At 46.9% G+C, this 20,511-nt stretch carries 14 protein-coding genes; 7 read left to right on the plus strand and 7 right to left on the minus strand.

Annotated elements, in window-relative coordinates; all coding sequences use genetic code 11:
• Positions 1–2 precede the first annotated feature (2 nt).
• Positions 3–1,238: a site-specific integrase gene (locus DXD68_RS03915; RefSeq protein ID WP_004291422.1), complete on the minus strand. Its 1,236-nt coding sequence runs from the start codon at positions 1,236–1,238 to the stop codon at positions 3–5.
• Between the two features lie 354 nt (positions 1,239–1,592).
• Here DXD68_RS03915 and DXD68_RS03925 point away from each other — a divergent pair, with 354 nt between their 5' ends.
• The 3 genes from DXD68_RS03925 to DXD68_RS03935 all read left to right on the plus strand — a co-directional run bounded on the left by DXD68_RS03925 (position 1,593) and on the right by DXD68_RS03935 (position 5,640).
• Positions 1,593–2,945: a sigma-54-dependent transcriptional regulator gene (locus DXD68_RS03925; protein ID WP_122360330.1), complete on the plus strand. Its 1,353-nt coding sequence runs from the start codon at positions 1,593–1,595 to the stop codon at positions 2,943–2,945.
• 2 nt (positions 2,946–2,947) lie between these two features.
• A complete protein-coding gene (locus DXD68_RS03930) occupies positions 2,948–4,264 on the plus strand; it encodes a sensor histidine kinase (RefSeq protein WP_122360331.1) in 1,317 nt (438 codons plus the stop codon).
• A gap of 122 nt (positions 4,265–4,386) precedes the next feature.
• Entirely contained in the window at positions 4,387–5,640 is a 1,254-nt protein-coding gene (locus DXD68_RS03935; protein ID WP_122360332.1) for an Nramp family divalent metal transporter, read from the plus strand.
• Here DXD68_RS03935 and DXD68_RS03940 read toward each other — a convergent pair.
• Complete coding sequence (locus tag DXD68_RS03940; protein ID WP_122360333.1) at positions 5,627–6,280, minus strand: DedA family protein; 654 nt, start codon at positions 6,278–6,280, stop codon at positions 5,627–5,629. The genes DXD68_RS03935 and DXD68_RS03940 overlap by 14 nt on opposite strands.
• A gap of 130 nt (positions 6,281–6,410) precedes the next feature.
• Between DXD68_RS03940 and DXD68_RS03945 the strand changes: the two genes are divergently transcribed.
• Genes DXD68_RS03945 through DXD68_RS03955 form a run of 3 tightly spaced genes read left to right on the plus strand, consistent with a single transcriptional unit; the run spans position 6,411 to position 10,538 of the window.
• Entirely contained in the window at positions 6,411–8,159 is a 1,749-nt protein-coding gene (locus tag DXD68_RS03945) for a glutamine--tRNA ligase/YqeY domain fusion protein (protein WP_122360334.1), read from the plus strand.
• A 25-nt stretch (positions 8,160–8,184) separates the two neighbouring features.
• Positions 8,185–9,627: a tetratricopeptide repeat protein gene (locus tag DXD68_RS03950; RefSeq protein ID WP_122360335.1), complete on the plus strand. Its 1,443-nt coding sequence runs from the start codon at positions 8,185–8,187 to the stop codon at positions 9,625–9,627.
• A complete protein-coding gene (locus DXD68_RS03955; RefSeq protein ID WP_122360336.1) occupies positions 9,627–10,538 on the plus strand; it encodes a DUF368 domain-containing protein in 912 nt (303 codons plus the stop codon). Before DXD68_RS03950 ends, DXD68_RS03955 begins: the two co-directional genes overlap by 1 nt.
• 412 nt (positions 10,539–10,950) lie before the next feature.
• On the opposite strand, the gene DXD68_RS03965 is transcribed toward DXD68_RS03955, so the two are convergent.
• The 5 genes from DXD68_RS03965 to DXD68_RS03985 all read right to left on the minus strand — a co-directional run bounded on the left by DXD68_RS03965 (position 10,951) and on the right by DXD68_RS03985 (position 17,875).
• A complete protein-coding gene (locus tag DXD68_RS03965; RefSeq protein WP_122360337.1) occupies positions 10,951–12,345 on the minus strand; it encodes an ABC transporter permease in 1,395 nt (464 codons plus the stop codon).
• Between the two features lie 15 nt (positions 12,346–12,360).
• On the minus strand, positions 12,361–13,896 hold the full coding sequence (locus DXD68_RS03970; RefSeq protein ID WP_122360338.1) for an ABC transporter permease subunit: 1,536 nt from the start codon (positions 13,894–13,896) through the stop codon (positions 12,361–12,363).
• A gap of 30 nt (positions 13,897–13,926) precedes the next feature.
• The gene (locus DXD68_RS03975) at positions 13,927–14,646 is read right to left on the minus strand and encodes an ABC transporter ATP-binding protein (RefSeq protein ID WP_122360339.1); all 720 of its coding nucleotides are present in this window, start codon (positions 14,644–14,646) and stop codon (positions 13,927–13,929) included.
• Between the two features lie 33 nt (positions 14,647–14,679).
• Positions 14,680–16,095 carry an NEW3 domain-containing protein gene (locus tag DXD68_RS03980; protein WP_233576983.1) on the minus strand — a complete coding sequence of 472 codons (1,416 nt, stop codon included), beginning with the start codon at positions 16,093–16,095 and terminating at the stop codon, positions 14,680–14,682.
• Positions 16,096–16,342: 247 nt separating this feature from the next.
• On the minus strand, positions 16,343–17,875 hold the full coding sequence (locus tag DXD68_RS03985) for a TolC family protein (protein ID WP_122360341.1): 1,533 nt from the start codon (positions 17,873–17,875) through the stop codon (positions 16,343–16,345).
• A 298-nt stretch (positions 17,876–18,173) separates the two neighbouring features.
• Here DXD68_RS03985 and DXD68_RS03990 point away from each other — a divergent pair, with 298 nt between their 5' ends.
• Complete coding sequence (locus tag DXD68_RS03990; protein WP_122360342.1) at positions 18,174–20,468, plus strand: GH92 family glycosyl hydrolase; 2,295 nt, start codon at positions 18,174–18,176, stop codon at positions 20,466–20,468.
• Positions 20,469–20,511: the final 43 nt, after the last annotated feature.

The raw sequence follows: 20,511 nt of genomic DNA on the forward strand, positions 1-20,511 counted from the left end.
TTTTAGATGGTGCAACCTGCAAATTCCTCGACGCCGTTCAATCTTGCGGCAAGGTTCTCCATGTCCTGATTGAGCTTCTCTTTGGTTATCTTTGCGTAAATCTGCGTCGTCTTTATGCTCTTGTGTCCGAGCATGGAGCTGACCGTTTCGATGGGAACACCGTTGGAGAGGAATATCGTCGTGGCTGCCGTGTGGCGGCTCTGATGCCACGTGATATGCTTGGTGATGCCGCAACGCTTGGCGACGGCACGGATACCGGCAAGGCACGTGTTATAATGCGGAACGGGAAATATCCTGCCGTCCCCGCACAGTCCCCGGTATTTGCCGATTATGCGGTTGGCGATGTCGAGCAGGCGGATGTTGGACACCACGCCCGTTTTCTGGCGGTTGATGTTTATCCACTCGTGTTCGTCGAAGTAGGTGCGGATATTCTCTTCCGTAAGGTTGCGCATATCCGCGAACGACAGCCCCGTGAAGGCGCAGAACAGGTAGAGGTCGCGGTACAATTCCTGTTTGGCGTTTTTCAGTTTCCCCTCCATCAGCAGGCGGATCTCATCTTTGGTCAGGAAACTGCGTGTTGTTTCCTCCTTCTTGATTTCATACTCGCGGAACGGGTCGCGCGTCAGCCACTCGTTGTTGATGGCGATGAATACCATCGTCCGTAACGGGCAGACGTACAGCCACACGGTATTGGTGCAGCAGTGCTTGTCCGTGCGCAGGAACATCTCGAAGTCGGAGATGAAAGCCGGGGTAAGCTCTTTTAGGGCGATGTCCTTCACATGGTAGCGGATGTCGAGGAACTCTTGCATGTGCTTGTAAACGGTGCGGTACTTCAGCAGCGTGCCTTTGGCTTTCATGCCTGCCTCCACCTGCTTCTCGTAGTCCTCGTTGTGCTGGCGGAACACCTGCATCAGCGTGTGGTAGCGGTGTTCCAGTCCGAGAAAGGCGTTCTTCACCTTCTCCGCCGTGACGAAGTTGTCACGCTCCATGATTTCCTGATAATGCCTGTTGATGCGTACCCGCATCTTGTCAAGCATACGGTTCGTTTCGAGTGCCGCCGTGCTTCTGCCCGTGACACGTCCACCTTTGGTGTCCCACAGTTTCGGATCGACAGTCAGTTTGCAGCTGAACTGTGTCTGGCTGCCGTCCACCGTGATGCGTCCCATGACGGGAACTGTCCCGTCCTTTTTCACTACCTGACGCTTGAGGTAGTAGATTACTGAAAATGTACTCTTCATTGTCCTTAATTTTTGGGTTTCAAAATTAGTTGGTGAAGAGTCCGGTGTTGGTACGCAAAACGGGGAGGAACGGCGCAATCTTTTTCCGTAACCTGATTTTTCGCATGAGTTATGGATAACTCACTATTCCTTAGAGCCTTGTTTCGCTATTCGTACCCGTTTGTCGCATTTTCGGGCATGGTTACGAACAAGTAACGTAGCGGCGTCAGGATTTGGCTTCGGCAGGGATTGTAATGGCTTCACGGATTATCGCCACTTCAACCAAAACCCTTGTAACTCAATTCTATCACTATATCTTTCCGCATTTCACTTTTTTGTAGTAACTTTGCACTAAATATATACATATTATCATATATGGCTAAACAAGGCACCATACTGGTCGTAGACGACAATAAGGGGATTCTTACCGCAGTACAGATGCTGTTAGGCACCTGTTTTGAGAAAGTGATAACTATCTCTACCCCAAACAAAATCAAAACAACCCTGCATAATGAAAACGTAGACGTTGTTTTACTCGATATGAACTTCAGTGCCGGTATCAATACCGGAAATGAAGGGCTTTTTTGGCTTTCCGAAATAAAGAAGGAAGACCCGTCGGTACAGGTTGTTCTCTTCACCGCTTATGCTGATATAGACCTGGCGGTAAGGGGAATCAAGGAAGGCGCTACCGACTTCGTTGTCAAACCCTGGAATAACGCCAAGTTACTGGAAACGTTGAAAACGGCTTATGATATCCGGACAGCCAACAAGAAAGGTATTCCTCACGAAAACAGCAAACTGGTTGTCTCGAAGGAAAGCGGCATGTTTTGGGGCGAAAGCAATGCGATGCAGCAACTTCGCAACCTGATCGAGAAAGTAGCAAAAACAGATGCCAACATCCTGATCACCGGAGAGAACGGAACCGGTAAGGAAATGCTGGCAAGAGAAATACATATGTTGTCGAACCGTAAAAAAGAAGCCATGGTTCCAGTAGACATGGGCGCCATCACCGAAACGCTGTTCGAAAGCGAACTGTTCGGCCATATGAAAGGTGCTTTTACCGATGCCCGCGCCGACCGTCCGGGAAAGTTTGAAGCAGCCAACAACGGGACCCTTTTCCTGGATGAGATAGGGAACCTCTCCTACCATCTGCAAGCCAAATTACTGACTGCCCTACAACGCCGCAGCGTAGTACGAGTGGGAAGCAACACGCCTATTCCGGTCAATATCCGCCTGATCTGTGCGACAAACCGCGACCTGCAGGATATGGTACAGAAAGAACAATTCCGCGAAGACCTTTTATACCGTATCAATACGATACATGTGGAAATACCGTCCCTCCGCGACCGCCCCGAAGATATCGTGCCGCTGACAGAGATATTCCTCGCTAAATATTGCTCTATTTACGGAAAATCATCCATGCGCCTGAATGCGGACGCAAAGGAAAAACTGAAACAACAACCCTGGTTCGGTAATATCCGCGAATTGGAGCATACCATCGAAAAGGCAGTGATCATTTCCGAAGGAGAAACGCTCGACAGCTCGGATTTCGATTTTCCCCGTAAGAAAGAATCTCCTCTGAAAGAAGCTACCACATTGGAAGAAATGGAATACAACATGATCAAAAATGCCATGGATAAATACAATGGCAATCTTTCGCTCGTTGCCAGCCAGCTGGGTATTTCACGTCAGACACTGTACAACAAAATCAAACGTTACGAGCTGTAATAATGTTAAAAGGTATCTATCATAGCCTGACTTTCCGGCTGGGTCTGTTCGGTATATTTACCGGCTGCGGGACCTACTTCGCCATGACCCGGCAATGGGAATGGCTCATTCTCATTCTTATCGGCTGGCTCTATTCCATGCGGATGATGAGCGAGTTATTCAAACGTAATGCCCAAAAAGTTGCCTTTATGTTCGATGCGATCGACAACAGCGACTATGCATTCCAATACGCCACCCGCGGACGTTCATCCAACGACAAGCTAGTCAGCGAATCACTGAACCGTATCACCCAGATTCTGTTCCAGGCAAAAGCGGATGCCGTCCAAAAAGAAAAATATTATGAGTTGATCATGAATTCGGTCAATACCGGCATCATCGTACTGGACGATACCGGCAATATCTTTCAGACCAACAATGAAGCACTCCGCCTGCTGGGGCTTTCCGTCTTTACCCATGTCAAACAGCTGGCACGCATCGACGACAAACTACAAGCTACAATCGCCAATATTCTCCCTGGGGATAAACATCAGATATCATTCGTAAACGAACGCGGCACGGTCAACCTGTCTATCCGCGTCTCCGAAATGACCCTGCAGGAAAAACACGTACGTATCCTGGCAATCAACGATATCAACAGCGAACTGGATGACAAGGAAATCGATTCATGGATACGCCTGACTCGTGTACTGACTCACGAGATCATGAATTCCGTCACCCCTATTACTTCGCTGAGCGATACCTTATTATCCATCCATGAGGATGCCGACAGCGATATACGGAACGGACTGGAAGTGATCAGTACGACCGGCAAGAGCCTGATATCGTTCGTTGAGTCGTATCGCAAGTTTACCCATATCCCAACCCCTGAACCGTCGTTGTTCTATGTGCAGAAATTCGCGGAACGGATGATAAATCTGGCCCGCCATCACAACAAATTCCCCAATATAACGATTAATATACATATAGAGCCGGCCGACCTGATCGTTTACGCTGATGAGAAACTGATCACGCAGGTTGTACTGAACCTGCTAAAGAACGCCATGCAGGCCATCGGCAGCGAACAACCGGACGGACGAATTGAACTGAACGCATCTTGCAATCCGGATGAATCCGTGATCATCGAGGTCAGCAACAACGGTCCCTGCATCCCGCCGGAAGAAGCGGAACATATCTTTGTCCCGTTCTTCACCACCAAAGAAGGCGGCAGCGGTATCGGGTTATCTATCTCGCGACAGATCATGCGACTGTCGGGTGGCAGTATCGCGTTGAAGAGCAATCCGGCTATAAACAAAACGTCGTTTATTCTGACGTTCCCATAAAAGGAAGTTGCTCATGAAGCATGAGCCGACTGGTGCAGGTCTTATGAGCCGAGGCGCTCACGTTGCATGAAAAGATTAAACAAGACACTGTAAGTATTAAAAACAAAAAGATAAGACAAGACATGAAACTTTTAGACAAACTCAAAATCAATCACAAACCTCGTTCCGGAGGATTAGACCTTTTGAAATATATTGGTCCCGGTTTATTAGTCACTGTCGGATTCATCGACCCGGGAAACTGGGCAACCAACCTTGCCGCCGGATCCGAATTCGGTTATGCCCTGTTATGGGTCGTTACCTTTTCATCCATTATGCTGATCATCATCCAGCACAACGTTGCCCACCTGGGGATCGTCACCGGACTTTGCTTATCGGAAGCGACCAACAAATATATGCCCCGTGCACTCAGCCGGCCTATTCTAGGATCGGCAATGCTTGCCAGTATATCCACCTCACTTGCGGAGATACTGGGTGGAGCCATTGCGTTACGAATGCTGTTCAGCATACCGATAAAGATCGGTGCCGTGATCGTTACGGTGGCCTGTCTGATCATGCTGCTCAGTAATACATACAGCAAGATCGAACGCTGGATCATCATGTTCGTTTCCATCATCGGATTGTCCTTCTTATATGAGCTGGCTCTAGTCGATGTAAATTGGGGACAGGCTGTCGTGGGATGGGTAAAACCTTCTTTCCCCGAAAACTCAATGCTGATCATCATGAGTGTGCTCGGTGCCGTTGTCATGCCGCATAACCTGTTCCTGCACTCGGAAGTGATTCAGAGTCGCGAATGGAACCTGGAAGATGAATCCGTTATCAAGAAACAATTGAAATATGAATTTTACGATACGCTCCTGTCGATGGTGATCGGCTGGGCAATCAATTCGGCGATGATCATCCTGGCAGCAGCCACTTTCTTCAAGGAAAAGATTACCGTGGACGAACTGGACCAGGCACAGCAATTGCTGGTTCCGCTGGTCGGAAACAATGCAGGCGTTATCTTTGCCGCCGCCTTATTGCTTGCCGGTATTTCCTCGACGATCACATCCGGAATTGCCGGAGCATCCATCTTTGCCGGTTTTTACGGGGAGGCATACAACCACAAAGACTTGCACTCCAAACTGGGGGTTATTCTTTCGTTCGTTCCGGCATTGCTTATCATCTTCCTGATCGGCGACCCGTTCAAAGGATTGATTCTTTCGCAGATGTTACTCAGCGTGCAACTTCCCATCACCGTCTTTTCGCAAGTATATCTTACTTCCAGTAAAAAAGTGATGGGGCAATATGTCAATTCACGTTCAACCACCATCCTGTTGCTATTACTGGGAACCATGGTGACCGTATTGAATATCGCCTTGCTGATCAGTTTGTTTTAACAAAATATTTATTCCGGACTATTTCAATCACTCCCGGCAGGATGGAGATAAAGATGATGAGGACAATCAGCAGTTCCAGATTCTTTTGAACGATCTCCATTCCGCCGAAGAAATAGCCGGCATATGAAAACAAGACCACCCAGACAATCCCTCCAACGATATTATACGAAGCGAAATGACGGTAATTCATATGCCCCATCCCCGCCACGAACGGTGCGAACGTACGCACAATGGGAACGAAACGGGCTAGGATAATGGTTTTCCCTCCGTGCTTTTCATAAAATTTATGCGTTTTCTCCAGATAACTCTGTTTAAATATTCTCGAATCCGGTTTACTGAACAGCCTTTCACCGAAGAACCTGCCTATTATATAGTTAGAGGCATCTCCCAGTACGGCCGCGACAATCAGCACCAGTACGATCAGATGCACATTCATCGGGTTACCCGGCAAAGCCGCCAGCGCTCCCGCCACAAATAACAACGAATCACCCGGAAGAAAGGGTGTTACTACCAATCCTGTTTCACAAAAAATGATCAGGAACAAAATGGCATATATCCAAATGCCGTAGGCTGACACAAGCGCTGCCAGATGGGTGTCGATATGCAGCACGAAATCAATCAGGAGATTGAAGTATTCCATACAAATGTATTATAATCTGTTCGATAAAATTAAGCCACAAATATAGGAAAAAACTTGTATTGCTATGCAGCGAATAAAGAAATCGCTACCTTTGTTCCGTTAATAAAGAAATAACATATTTATAACAGATATGAGCGATATCAAAACGAACGAAGAAGAAGGCAAAAAGAGCCTGAATTTTATTGAAGCAAATGTTGAGAAAGACCTGGCAGAAGGAAAGAACGGCGGACGTATACAAACTCGTTTCCCACCTGAACCAAACGGTTATTTGCATATAGGACACGCCAAAGCTATCTGCCTGGATTTCGGTATTGCAGAACGTTATAACGGAGTTTGTAACCTTCGTTTCGACGACACGAACCCTGTAAAAGAAGATACAGAATATGTCGATGCAATCAAGGAAGATATAGAATGGCTTGGATTCCATTGGGGTAACATCTATTACGCATCCGACTATTTCCAGCAATTGTGGGATTTTGCCATCCGTCTGATCGAGGAAGGAAAAGCCTATATCGACGAGCAAAGTTCGGAAGTTATCGCCCAGCAGAAAGGAACTCCTACCCAGCCGGGTATCGATAGTCCGTATCGTGACCGTCCTATCGAGGAAAACCTGGCTTTGTTCCAGAAAATGACTGACGGAGAGATAGAAGACGGAGCCATGGTGTTGCGTGCCAAAATAGATATGGCCAATCCGAATATGCACTTCCGCGATCCGATTATTTATCGCGTATTAAGGACCGCACATCACCATCGCACAGGTGACAAATGGAAAGTCTATCCGATGTACGACTTTGCACACGGACAGAGCGACTTCTTCGAAGGCGTTACGCATTCACTTTGTACCCTGGAATTTGTGGTACACCGCCCGTTATACGACCTGTTCATCGACTGGCTGAAAGAAGGTAAAGACCTGGACGACAACCGTCCCCGTCAGACCGAGTTCAACAAGTTGAATCTGAGCTATACATTAATGAGTAAACGTAACCTGCTTACGCTGGTAAAAGAAAAGCTGGTAGACGGTTGGGACGATCCCCGTATGCCGACTATCTGTGCATTCCGTCGTCGTGGTTATTCCCCCGAATCTATCCGCAAATTCGTCGATAAGATCGGATATACCACCTACGATGCCCTGAATGAATTTGCCTTGCTGGAAAGTGCCGTTCGTGAAGACCTGAACGCCCGTGCCACACGTGTATCCGCTGTACTCGATCCGGTGAAGCTGATTATTACCAACTATCCGGAGGGACAAGTGGAAGAGATGGAAGCCATCAACAATCCGGAAGATCCGGAAGCAGGCAGCCATATCATTGAATTTAGCCGCGAACTGTGGATGGAAAGAGACGACTTCATGGAAGATGCTCCGAAGAAATTCTTCCGTATGACTCCCGGACAGGAAGTGCGCCTGAAGAATGCCTACATCGTAAAATGTACAGGCTGCAAGAAAAATGAAGCAGATGAAGTAGTAGAAGTTTATTGCGAATACGACCCGAACACCAAGAGCGGCATGCCGGACAGCAACCGTAAGGTGAAAGGTACTCTTCACTGGTTGAGCTGTGCACACAGCCTGCCGGCAGAAGTACGCCTGTACGACCGTCTGTGGAAAGTTGAAAATCCGCGCGATGAACTGGCTGCTATCCGCGAAGCAAAAGATTGTTCCGTACTGGATGCCATGAAGGAAATCATCAATCCGGACTCTCTGAACATATTGACAAACTGCTACGTTGAAAAATATCTGGCAAATGCCAAACCATTAGATTATTTACAATTCCAGCGTATCGGTTATTTTAATGTAGACAAAGACTCTACGCCGGAAAAGCTCGTCTTCAACCGTACCGTATCTCTGAAAGATACCTGGAGCAAAGTGAAAGACAAGGCTTAACAATGTGCCAATTAAATTATTCCCTATGAAAAAAGATGATATCTCACGCTTGTTACAACGTTATCTGTCTGCCCGCGAAATGGGAAAAGAACCCTATTTCGATGCAGATGAAATTGATGAACTGTTGGGCAGCTTTGAAGAATCGGACAATTATGAATACTTCGATGAAGTTTTAACCTTAGGGTTAAAGCTTCATCCCGGTAATACGGATTTACAGATCAGACAGTGCAAGCTTTATGTCTATAATGAAGATTATGAAAGTGCACTGGTTTTGATCGACTCCATTGCCGAAACAGATAACCAGGACCTCGACTTATTACGGCTGGAATGTTACTGCATGCTCGACCGCTACGATAAGCTCATTGAATACACGGAAAGACTGATCGAAGAAAAATGCGATTATCTGGAAACCGTATTCGAATGTACCGCTCCCCTTTTAAGTGATATGGAAATGAACGATGAAGCACGAGATTTCATACGCCGCGGCATTGTTTTATTCCCCGACAATCTAGTCTTAAAGGATGAGTTATGCTACAACATGGAACTGGAAGGAGACATCGACGGAGCGATCGACCTATGCAACGAACTGATCGATAAGGACCCCTACTCTCACGAATACTGGTTCACACTCGGACGATTGTACTCCATCAAATCGGAATTTGACAAAGCGATTGAAGCATTCGACTTTGCGCTGACTTGTGACGATTCGGATCCGGAACTGAAAATACTGAAAGCTTACTGCCTCTACATGAATGAGAATTATGAAAAAGCACTCGAAGTATATCAGGACATCGATGCTACCTCCGAAATGGCAGAGCGCATCAAGCCTCTGATGGCAGAATGTTATATCAAGCTGGAAGATTTCGAAGGAGCATATAACCTACTGAAAGACATTATCGGTAAAAAAGCGACTGCCAATGAACCGGCAGCCTACATCAATTTCATCCGGTGTTGTGCAGAGACGGAACGCGACCGGGAAGCATCGAAAACGCTCAACAAAGCGGTCGAACTATTTCCCAACAATGTCCGGATACTCTCTTTACTGGCTCTGACTTACGTGGAAAACGGCAAAGACAAGCAGGCTATAGAGACAACCGAACGTCTGTTCGATATCCTGGATAAAGGGGAAAACTATCTGCCCGAAGATTATGAAAGTCTTTTCCATGCAGGTCAATACCTGTATATGAAAGGTGACATCGATAAAGCACTCAAATACTATAAAAAAGTATATGCCGTCAATCCGGACCTGCCTTACATGCACCTTCATATGGCTATGGCTTACCTGGCAAAAGGCGACATGAAGCATTTCGGCGAACACTTCAGTCAGACCTCTCCGAAAGAACTGGTGAAATACCTGGAAGACTCCGGTATCGATTTCAGTGACGTCGAGCAGCAACTGCTGGGAAAACATATCCCGCCGGAAGATCTGACGAAGGAATTCCTCAATAACAAAGACAATAACAACTAATGGACAGAAATCTAAAAGACTACGGTCTCCTACTTTTGAAAGGCATGGGAATGGGCGCAGCCGATGTCGTGCCCGGCGTATCAGGCGGTACGATTGCCTTTATTGTTGGTATTTATGAAGAACTGATCGATTCGATCAAGAGTATTAACGGAGCAAGCCTGAAGTTACTCTTCACCGGTAAGATCGCCTCATTTTGGAAAGCTATAAATGCCAATTTCCTGCTGGCTATCGTTGCCGGCATCGGTATCAGTATCTTTTCGCTGGCAAAGATCATCACATGGTTACTGGTTACACACCCGATCCTCGTGTGGGCTTTCTTCTTCGGACTGGTACTGGCTTCCACCTGGTTTGTTTCGAAAGATATCAAGCAATGGAACTGGAAAACAATACTGAGCTTTATTATCGGAGCCGTCATCGCTTACTATATAACAGTGGCTACTCCGGCAGAAACTCCGACTAATCTATTCTTTATATTCCTTTGCGGAGCCATAGCCATCTGTGCCATGATCCTGCCCGGCATTTCCGGCAGTTTCATCCTGGTATTACTGGGTAAATACTTCTATATTATGGAAGCGGTAAAGACTTTCAATATACCGGTCATGCTCGTATTTATCTGTGGGGCTGCCATAGGTATTACCTCTTTCTCGCGTGTATTGTCTTTCGCCCTGCGCAGATTTCATGATACGACCATCTCTGTACTGGCAGGTTTTATGCTGGGTTCGCTAAACAAAGTATGGCCGTGGAAAGAGACGATTGAAACCTACACCGACAGCCACGGAGTGATCAAACCCCTGGTTGAAGCGAATATCCTGCCCAACCAACTGGTATGGGAAGCCGTAGGATTAATGATTTTGGGATTCGCCATCGTATATTTCCTTGAAAAGCTATCTATGAAAGGAGCTAAGGCTTAAAAAATAATCTCTTCCCTATGCTCACGCACGAGGAAGAGCTTGTTCTCTCGCCAAAGAGAACCTCATCAATTATGTTAACCTTATTCAAGGTCATGGAAGGGAGCAGTTCGCCAGAGTTGCTCCCTTCATGTTGAAAACACACATATTCTTAGTATTGTTTATCTTTTTACCTTCTTTATTAGCAAATAGCATGCCAAAAATGTATCTATCTGATAATTAAGCCCATTAAATAAACCGGGCATGTCCGATTATGGACATCTGCCCGGTTTTACTTACTGTATCCGGCATCGCCGCTTATAATGCAAACAGCGTGCCAAAACATACAAACGACTATCTATCAAGCTTATAAATATTATTCACTAATTCCATTCTGTCCAATTATTAGACACTGATGTATAAAATTTAGACAGTATCACCTTACATCATAGCGTGTAAAGAAATAAAAACAAGCCATGAACAGAACAGCGATCGTGATTATCATAGCGACCAGGTAACCGCTGATAAATTCGAAGCGCTGGCCGAAGGAGGCGATCTGTTCCTGATACTGCGGAATCTGGTCGACGGCTACAGCCTTTTTACTGGTAGAATATTCTTCATACGGATTATACCAGTGAGGACTGCCGGAGTCTTTGGCATCTATATCCTTAAACCATTGAAGGAACCGTTCCTGGAAAATATGCAGGTCATTCCAGTTCTTCTGGAAACGCAGGTAACCACCTCCGAGGAATGCCTCATTCATATAATCGAACTGGGCAATCGGTGAGAGCAAGGTGAAATTACGGGTTTGTTCGAACTGGCGGAACTGCTGCAGGTAATAAGCATCATTGAACATCTTATCATTATTCATCAGATTGGTCATATTCTTTGCACGAAGTTCATGCCTTGGGAAGAAAGCATCGCCACCGTTGGACGACCAACTGCCCGGAGGCGCATTGCGGTTAATATCATCACGCGCTTCCATACGTTTACGGTCTACCTCTTCCGATGCCGGAATACCGAATAACTTTTTCGCCCAAAACACAGACGTATTAGGAATAATCACCGCAGCAAACAACCAAAAGCAAAGAGATATAAGCAGGCTGATATTCGAGTAACGCGTTACAACCGACGATAGCAAGCCGAATACAGCAAAAGTTGTAATAAACAACAGACTGATCAGCACAAAACCGCCTGTCTCCATCAAAAAGCTCCCGTTCAGCTGCACCTGTCCCGAAACAGCCAGGATAAGCAGACTGATTATAATACCGACCAACTCCATCATACCTACCACCGTGACGATACTTAGCAGTTTACTGCACAGGAAAGTACGCCTCGGTACAGCATTCGAAAAGACCAGAGCAAGCGTCCTCTCTTCCTTCTCACCCGATATCGCATCAAAAGCAAAAAGCAGCGTGATAAAACTCAGGAACATAGAGACAATGAACGACCAGCTCAGACTGTCTCCGCGACTTAACAAAGGGTTGTTGCTATCGTGCCGCACCGAGTAACCGAACACGTTGTAGGCACTATATTCGATACGATTAGGTAAATAGCTTTCTTTACAATCAGCAATCACACTGTTTTCACGCGGAGAAGTCACAAAACTGCTCCGTTGAGTCGCCACCTTCGACAAACTCTCGGCACGTTTAGCCAATGTCTCCTGCTGAGCCTGGTTGTACTTGGCGTAATTATCATGCATACCTTTAAAAGAAGAAACAAACGAAATGCTTCCCAGGCTAAAGACCAGCACAACAATGACGAAAGAAACCTGAAAACGCAGACTATACAAGTAGTTCTGCAATTCCCGTATATATAAAGTTGTAAACATAACTGTAATTATTTATTATCTGACATCATATTTCATAAACGACACGATTGTTCCGACCAACAATACGATCGCCAACCCCAGCAAGGCACATAAGCGTCCCAGTGCATCGCCCAAAGCAGCGGAAAGTGTTACCGGCTGAGGAATATAACGAGGTACACTACCGGTATCCAAATATGGAAATTCACTGTTTCCTCTTTCATATCTCCTTTGTGCCTCTTGGTCTCCTGCTTCCAATTCGGCACGGGTAGGAAATTCCTCCAGCTTTTGTCCCGTAAAGTAAGAGATGGATTCAAACAACTTATGATCTTTGAAATAAGTAATAAGGCTCTCCCGGTAATTCCGGATACTCTCCATATATTTCAGAAAACAATTCGCATTGGTATGACACAAAGCATCCGTCGTCTGGCTAAACAATTCGGAGGGAGACAACCAGGCGATCACCTGTTGCAGGTGTTGCTGCCGCATCAACCCATCCAGGTAATCGCGTTGCAAAGCCCATTTCTTATCCGCATTATTCAACATGACCGGAGTAGCCCAAATCTGCATCTGTTGATGAAACAAAGGAGTTTCCCGCGGCCCTCCGGCCAGTTCCAGATATTCCAAACCATCCCCATTACAATTATTGTAACTCAGGGATTTCATATTCACCCGTTGAGCAGCGCGCGGCCATTCTTCCTGATACTCCTTCATATAGGTATCGTCATAATCACTCATCGCAGCCTGAACATTGTCATACAGAGGTGCTTTCGAGATACTCTGCGACAGATAAGTGGCAATATTGGGCATCAGGAAAAGGAACCAAATCCAGCACAATAGACTAATGATGATGGATGAAGACGAATGCGTAACCCTGCTGGAAATAAACATACCCAACAAAAGGAACACCATCATATAAATGACAGAAGTCAGGAACAGTAATGTCACCCCGCCCCAGTCGGAAGCAGAAAAGGAGATTCCCGGATTGACCACAATAATCAGGCAGGCGAGCAGATAACAGAACAACAATATAGGAAGCAATATCAGCAACAGTCCGAGCAACTTACCTATCAGAAAGGAGATACGGCTCACCTGCCCGGTAAATGTCAGCTTCATCGTTCCGTCTTCCCGTTCGCGGGTGATGGCATCGTATGAGAATACGAGTGCCAGCAACGAAATAAGGATAGCGATAACCTTTGAAAAGTCTATCGAGAAGAAGGCATTCAATGACGGGTTATCACGCGTAATCGTATGACCCGAAGGAAACAACGGATATTCCCAAAAAGCGATCTTTACCTTGTTTCCCACATTCGTCATTATGCCCGTACTAAAAATACTCAGAGGTTCAGGCTCCTGAACGATGGTAGGACGTACCGCCGACCACACCCGGCTCTCTTTCAATTCCCTGTCCGCCTGCGCCTGTTCGATCTTATAGACGCGAACCTGGTTCTCGTAATTGTCCACACTGACAATGATCGTGAACGGAATTACCAGGAGGCAGAGCACAAACCCTATAATAAACCTGACTGACAACAAGTTCAGCAGGAAATCTTTCTTTGCTATTAACCAAATCATAGTATGTATCGTATTAGACAGTTTGTACTCTTATTCTAAAATAGCTTCCTGCATATAGTCCAAATAGATCCGCTCCAGGTCGTCCTGCAGGAACTCTTCGCGGCTACGGAGCATGACCAGGCGCCCTTCTTTCATGATACCGACACGATCGGCTACCGCTTTGGCACGAAAGAGATCGTGGGTACACATCAGGATACTTTTACCGGCATTGCGCAGGTTGATCAGTATCTGCATCAGCTCGGCTGCACTCTTGGGATCGAGTCCGGTAGTCGGTTCGTCCATGACGATGTTGTTGGCATCCTTGATGATGGCGATGGCAAGACCTACTTTCTGACGCATACCTTTGGAGAATGTCTTCAGCTTGCGTTCGAAGGCTTCTTCCTGAAGGCCGACACGGCGCATGACGTTATAATAATCGTCTTTCGTCAGATTGGTCTTCCCTCCCAGGCGGGCAAAGAAGTCGAGGTTCTGACGGGCGGTGAAGTTACCGTAGAGCATTACGTTTTCAGAAACGAAAGCGACATGGTTCTTTGTTTCCAGCGGTTTTTCCATAACGTCGATACCGTCGATCAGGGCATGGCCCGAAGTCGGTTCGATAAAGTTCAGGAAGATATTGATGGAAGTGGTTTTTCCGGCGCCGTTAGCACCCAGCAGGAAGAATATTTCTCCCGGTTTGATTTCCAGATTCAAGGCATCCAAAGCCAGGTTGCCGTCTTCGTATCTCTTTGTTAAATCGATAGCTTGTAACATAGTGTTCTTATTTTAATTATTATTATTATTATCTTACCGCTTACTAAGTTTCATCCCGAACCAGACGATTCCGCCCACAAAGCCCACCAGCAACAGGATCAAAAAGATTGTCCCGAAGATAGATGTGGCGGCATTCACCTGTATGCGGACCGTCTTGTCTTCTGTATCCACCTTGCGGTTATCTGCCATGGCTTCTGTCTTGATCTTTACTTCCTGGGCACCTACTCCACCATCTTTTGGCGGGATGATGGTGACCTGTACGGTCATTTCCTTTTCCGGATCCAGACTGCTGATCACATCCGGTTCGATACGGGTATCCCAGCCCAACGGCTTCTCGGTAGTCAGCTTGATGTTGTCCAGGCGACGGCTACCGCCGTTACGCACGGTCACATCCATTGTTACTTCTTTTCCTACGGTTGTTTCGTGGTAGAGGTTGTTTGCACGCACTTCGATCTTTCCTTTCCCGCGAGGGATGATCTCAAGATTTTCGCTACCCGCCTTCTCGCCGTTAGAAGCAGAAACAGTCTGAACCTGGAACTTGATCGGCTGGTCGATCACTACTTGCTGGTCATCGCGGTCGGGTAAATATACCTGCAAAGATAACTTCTTTATGTTTACGCCCTGCGCAAATTTGATCTGGGTTACCTTACTTTCTCCGTCCATAAAGTCGTAAGTGATCTGACGCGGCAGGTCGAGCACTTCCAGACGATATACATCATCCGAGGTAGAGAAACGTTCGAGTGTCAAGTCATACGTCGCCTTGCTGCTCAGGTCCGCTTCCTGACTGAACTGCATGGAGGAGATATCGATCACGTTCACACTGGCATCTTTCTTCAGATAGATGTTCTTCTCATCCTTGCGGTTATTGTAGTTCAACGACACCGTAAGGTTTTCCGCATCTTTCAGCAATTCAAAATCGGCAGTCGCCACCTTTCCCAGTTCGATAGACGGCACACGGTACTCGTACGGCGAACCGATAATCGTCTTCGATTCGTTATCCACCAGCGATACATATATATTATATATCTTACCGGAACGCATCTCGGGTGTAAAAACATCGAAATGTTCCTTGAACTGGCTCAAATACTCTTCATTCCCTTCCAGTGCACTTTTCAGGGTGATCTTTACCTTGCGTTCGCCACGCTGGTCCTGATATTTCACGGCACGCTCCACCGTGATGTAACTCTGCTGCGAGATCAGTTTCAGGATCAGCTTCTGATAATCCACCTCCTTACTCAGCAATTCATTCTTCGAACGGTTGAAATCGTTGGCTGAGATGGCTTTCTCATTATACAACTTCGTATCGTTCTGATACTTCTGTTTCGCTACTTCATAATCCGCACGCGTCTTCTTCAGGTCGAGCAGCAAGGAAGCCTCATCGTCCCCTTGTGCACGAACGCTGCAAACCAGCAGTAATGCCGCCAGTATAAGCGGAATCTTTCTAATCATCTGTGTCATCATTTGTCTGTTATCTTATTAATAATTACTCTTTAGCACTGTGACTTTTAATCTTCAGGTCACGTATTTTTACTATTTAAATGCTATACTTTTATTCTTTTTAGCTAGCTCAAAATTGATTTTTAGCATGCTAGTAATTAAATTTGAGCATGCTAAAAATTAAATTCATGTTTGCCAAAAAGATTAAAATGTCCTATGAAAAGAACCAATGAGTACCTATATAATCATTAGTATCTCCTTACTTTGCAACTAATTCCCTGTCTTCCGGCAGGAAGCTACGGTTATGTTCGAAGTCATACATCGTCTTACGGTTCAGATCCGCCACAGAAAGACGGTACGTGATATAGCTGTCGATGTAGGCGAGCTGTACCTGCGAAAGGCGTTCCTGCTCGATGGAAAGTTCCTGGCTCGTCATATCGCCGTTCTCAAAACGCATCTGGCTGATCCGGTAACTCTGTATCGCCACTTCCTGGTTCCGGCGGTTGATGCGGTAACGCTTCTCGGCCTCATACACGCTGCGGACGATCTCGCGTATCTCCTGTTCGATGGTACGTTCGGTATTGTCGAGGTTCAGCTTGCGCTGCTTCAGGCGGACCTCTTCACGGCGGACCTGATTCCTGGCGCGTCCCCAGTCCAAAAGCGGATAAGAGACCGTCAGGGCTATTCCCCGGTTAGACGGACGGTCGCGCATGTTGTCAAACGAAGAACCGACCAGCTGACCGACCGTGCCGCCGTCGCGCGTACTTAATCCGGTAAAATCATAGTAAGCGGAAATGTTGCCTTTAAACTCCCGTTCGCGTTTGGCACGCTTCACTTCGATCGCCTGCAGCTCGATGTCGAGATTGTTTTCCTTGATCTCCATTCGGTTGCGCAATGCCTCGTCGATCGCCTGCTGCATATCGACAATAAAGGCCTCGAACTCCATGTCCGCCTTCAGGTCGATCTCTTCGTTCAGAGGCAAGCCTATCAGCAATTTGAACTGGTCCTTTGCCGTAGACAGCTTACCTTCGCTTTCCATCACGCGCGCCTCATCCTGCGCTACGGTGATCTCGGCAATCAGCATTTCCCCTTCGGGAAGATTACCCGTTTCCTGTTTCAGCTTGGTGATGCGATAAGCCTCACGGGAGTTGACCAGACGGTCCTGGTTGATCTTGTGCTCGTACGCCAGTTTATATACATTATAAAAAGCATCCGTTACATTATATACGATATCCATTTGGACACGGGTGAAATAACAGGTACTTTTCTTATAATCCAGTTCAGCCACCTTCATGTTCTCTTTCAGTTTATTCGCCGTAAAGATGGGCTGGTTGAAAGAGAGGGCGAAACGGCTGTACACCTGGTCGCGTTTCAGCTCCGCATAATCCTGTTGTGAAAGCGTAGTCCGGTAATTCTCCCAATACATTTTAGAGCTGAGGGCAAAATTACCGCCGGTCGGCAATACGTAGGTAAAATTCAGATTACCTCCCACCTGCAGGGAACCGGTGGAGTTATACACCGGCAGGCCGTCCGCCTGCGAAATCTCCGTCAGCTCTTCCGTCCATGAAGGAGTAAAGAAATCGAAGTTAAGCAACGGCTTGAACTGCGCTTTGGTGTACAGATAAGAATAACGGGTGGCATCCATATCTTCCTTATAATATTTCACCGTATAACTCTCGCCCAAAGCGATCCGTATCGCTTCATCGTAAGAGATTGTACGGGGTGTTTCCGTTTCAGCATGCCCTGCCAAAGCAAATCCCATTAACAGAGATACCAGTAATTTTCTTTTCATACTATATCGAATTAAGTCTTTCCGGGTAATATGTTACCCAATTATCTTCTTTTGTTTATTCACACGTATATAGTAAGGCAAACGGCGTGCCAAAATCGTAACAGGCTGATTATACGTGCCTCGCTGAAATGGGTCACTTTTTACTCGTGGGTAATAGCCTTTACCCTTACCCAAATTGGGTAATTTCTTACCCATTCGCTCTATTTCAGAAGATAATACAACCGATTCAGCAGAAAGTTCTAATTCCAAACAAGAGAAAACACATACCTTTGTCTATCGAAAACAAACAAGTAATACCATGAATATAAGACAAGTAATACGTAATACGTTTTTATCTTTTATGTTCCTTGCCACGCTGGCTTCTGCGACGGTCAAAGAGCCTGTCGATTACGTGGATATGTTTATCGGAACTTCCAATTCCCGGTGGATGCTGGGACCTTATGCCCAGGAGCCGTTCGGGATGGTACAGCTCGGACCGGACAACCAGGGGAATGTCTGGATGGGCGGATACGAATACGCCATCAACAGTGTTTCCGGTTTCAGCCACCTGCATGCCTGGACGATGGGCGGACTGATGATCATGCCGACAACAGCCGATCTCGCATTGTCGAATCCATCCTCCGACTCTCCGTATAAAGGTGCAAACGCCGGCTATCATTCCCGTATCCTGAAAGAAACGGAAAAGGCTTCGCCGGGATATTATTCCGTCTACCTATACGATCATGAAGTGAAAGCCGAATTGTCCGCCACTACCCGTTGCGGTATCCACCGGTATACCTTCCCCGAGAGAAAAGAGTCGAGGATATTGATAGACCTCCTGTTTCCTACCGAATGGGATTACGGATTCAGCGTTAAGGATGCCTGCATCACCAAAGTAAGCGACACGGAGCTGGAAGGTTATGCCGACTGCCAGTCCGGTCCCTGGAGCGGATGGAATGATTACAAGCTGCATTTCATCGTCCGATTCAGCAAACCGTTTTCTCAACTGAACGGATGGAATGAAGGAAAGGAAGCCGATGACATACAATCCATCGCCGGCAAAAACGATATCGGAATCTATGCTCTTTACTCCACGAAAGAAGGGGAAAGCATCACCGTCTCTACCGGTCTGTCGCTGGTCAGCATCGAGCAGGCGCGCTTAAATATGGAAGCGGAACTGGCTCCCTTGCAATACGACTTCGACCGCGTAGTGGCACAAACCCGTGCTAAATGGAACGAACTGCTCGGAAAAATAGAGATAGAAGGACAGGACGAAGTGGATAAGACCAAGTTCTATACCAACCTGTATCGCGCTTATGCCGGAAAGCAAACCTGGAACGATGTGAACGGCAAATACCGGGATGCCTGCGAAAACATACAGCAACTGGATCACGGCAATATGTATGGCGGAGATGCTTTCTGGAACAGTTTCTGGAACCTGAACGGTCTTTGGTCGATCATCTCCCCTCGCATCGTCGACGATTGGGTAACGACACAACTGGAGATGTTCAAACATACGGGATGGACAAGCAAAGGTCCGGCAGGACTGGAATATTCGGGGATCATGGAAGGCTCGCACGAAACCGCGCTGATGGTGGCGGCTTACCAGAAAGGGATACGCAAAGACGGCGAGGACATTTACAAAGCCGTCCGAAAGAATGTAACGGAAACAGGTATCAAGCATCCCTGTGGCGGTTATTGCGGCAATCCTTTACTGGATGTCTACATTCAATATGGCTATATGCCGATGGAAAGGGGCGTTGTATCCAAAACACTCGATTATGCTTACGACGACTGGTGCGTCGCCCAGCTTGCCTTTGCCCTCGGAAAGAAAAAAGAGGGAAAAGCCTTGCAGGCACGTTCCATGAACTATAAGAATGTATTTCATCCGGAAAAGAAGTTTGTCATGCAGCGGGACAGTCTCGGCAACTGGGACCCTGACTTCAACGTATTCTCCAACAAAGGGTTCATCGAAGGGAACAGCTGGCAATACTCCTGGTATGTGCCGCATGATATTCCGGGATTGGTCGACCTGTTGGGAAAAGACCTCTTCAACAGCCGGCTGGAAGAAGGTTTCATCAAATCGGAAAAGCATAAGTTCGCTGCCCATGTCTTCGACCGTACGATGGGACAGGCTGCCGAATTTTATATCAACCAGGGGAATGAGGTGAATATGTGTACGCCGTTTCTGTTCAACTACTCCGGCAAGCCATGGCTGGCACAGAAATGGTCGCGTGCCATACTGGACAGTTTCTACGGTTCGACGCCCTATCATGGCTGGGAAGGCGATGAAGACGAAGGACAGATGGGCGGCTGGTATGTGATGAGTGCCCTCGGCCTGTTCGAAATGAACGGTGGTGCTTCCCTCCGGCCGGAACTGGAACTGACCAGTCCGCTCTTCAACAAAGTAACCATCCATCTGGATCCTGATTACTATAAAGGAAAGACGTTCACGATCGAAGCCCGCAACAACTCAAAAGAAAATATCTATATCCAAAAAGCATATCTGAACGGCAAGGAGTTAAAACAGCCGCGAATACCTTTTACTGCCATTACCGCCGGCGGAGTGCTTTTACTCGAAATGGGCGATAAACCAGGGTATACGTGCTTCTGAGACAGGCTTGCATTGCCGGACGAAATCATTATTCTATGTAACC

Origin of the sequence: Parabacteroides sp. TM07-1AC (assembly GCF_003480915.1) — a bacterium.
Taxonomy (GTDB): Bacteria; Bacteroidota; Bacteroidia; order Bacteroidales; family Tannerellaceae; genus Parabacteroides; species Parabacteroides chongii.

What these genes read in the sequence shown, in the direction of transcription:
- DXD68_RS03915 (WP_004291422.1), bottom strand. Translation starts at nt 1,238, where the DNA reads ATGAAGAGTACATTTTCAGTAATCTACTACCTCAAGCGTCAGGTAGTG.
- DXD68_RS03925 (WP_122360330.1), top strand. Translation starts at nt 1,593, where the DNA reads ATGGCTAAACAAGGCACCATACTGGTCGTAGACGACAATAAGGGGATT.
- DXD68_RS03930 (WP_122360331.1), top strand. Translation starts at nt 2,948, where the DNA reads ATGTTAAAAGGTATCTATCATAGCCTGACTTTCCGGCTGGGTCTGTTC.
- DXD68_RS03935 (WP_122360332.1), top strand. Translation starts at nt 4,387, where the DNA reads ATGAAACTTTTAGACAAACTCAAAATCAATCACAAACCTCGTTCCGGA.
- DXD68_RS03940 (WP_122360333.1), bottom strand. Translation starts at nt 6,280, where the DNA reads ATGGAATACTTCAATCTCCTGATTGATTTCGTGCTGCATATCGACACC.
- DXD68_RS03945 (WP_122360334.1), top strand. Translation starts at nt 6,411, where the DNA reads ATGAGCGATATCAAAACGAACGAAGAAGAAGGCAAAAAGAGCCTGAAT.
- DXD68_RS03950 (WP_122360335.1), top strand. Translation starts at nt 8,185, where the DNA reads ATGAAAAAAGATGATATCTCACGCTTGTTACAACGTTATCTGTCTGCC.
- DXD68_RS03955 (WP_122360336.1), top strand. Translation starts at nt 9,627, where the DNA reads ATGGACAGAAATCTAAAAGACTACGGTCTCCTACTTTTGAAAGGCATG.
- DXD68_RS03965 (WP_122360337.1), bottom strand. Translation starts at nt 12,345, where the DNA reads ATGTTTACAACTTTATATATACGGGAATTGCAGAACTACTTGTATAGT.
- DXD68_RS03970 (WP_122360338.1), bottom strand. Translation starts at nt 13,896, where the DNA reads ATGATTTGGTTAATAGCAAAGAAAGATTTCCTGCTGAACTTGTTGTCA.
- DXD68_RS03975 (WP_122360339.1), bottom strand. Translation starts at nt 14,646, where the DNA reads ATGTTACAAGCTATCGATTTAACAAAGAGATACGAAGACGGCAACCTG.
- DXD68_RS03980 (WP_233576983.1), bottom strand. Translation starts at nt 16,095, where the DNA reads ATGATTAGAAAGATTCCGCTTATACTGGCGGCATTACTGCTGGTTTGC.
- DXD68_RS03985 (WP_122360341.1), bottom strand. Translation starts at nt 17,875, where the DNA reads ATGAAAAGAAAATTACTGGTATCTCTGTTAATGGGATTTGCTTTGGCA.
- DXD68_RS03990 (WP_122360342.1), top strand. Translation starts at nt 18,174, where the DNA reads ATGAATATAAGACAAGTAATACGTAATACGTTTTTATCTTTTATGTTC.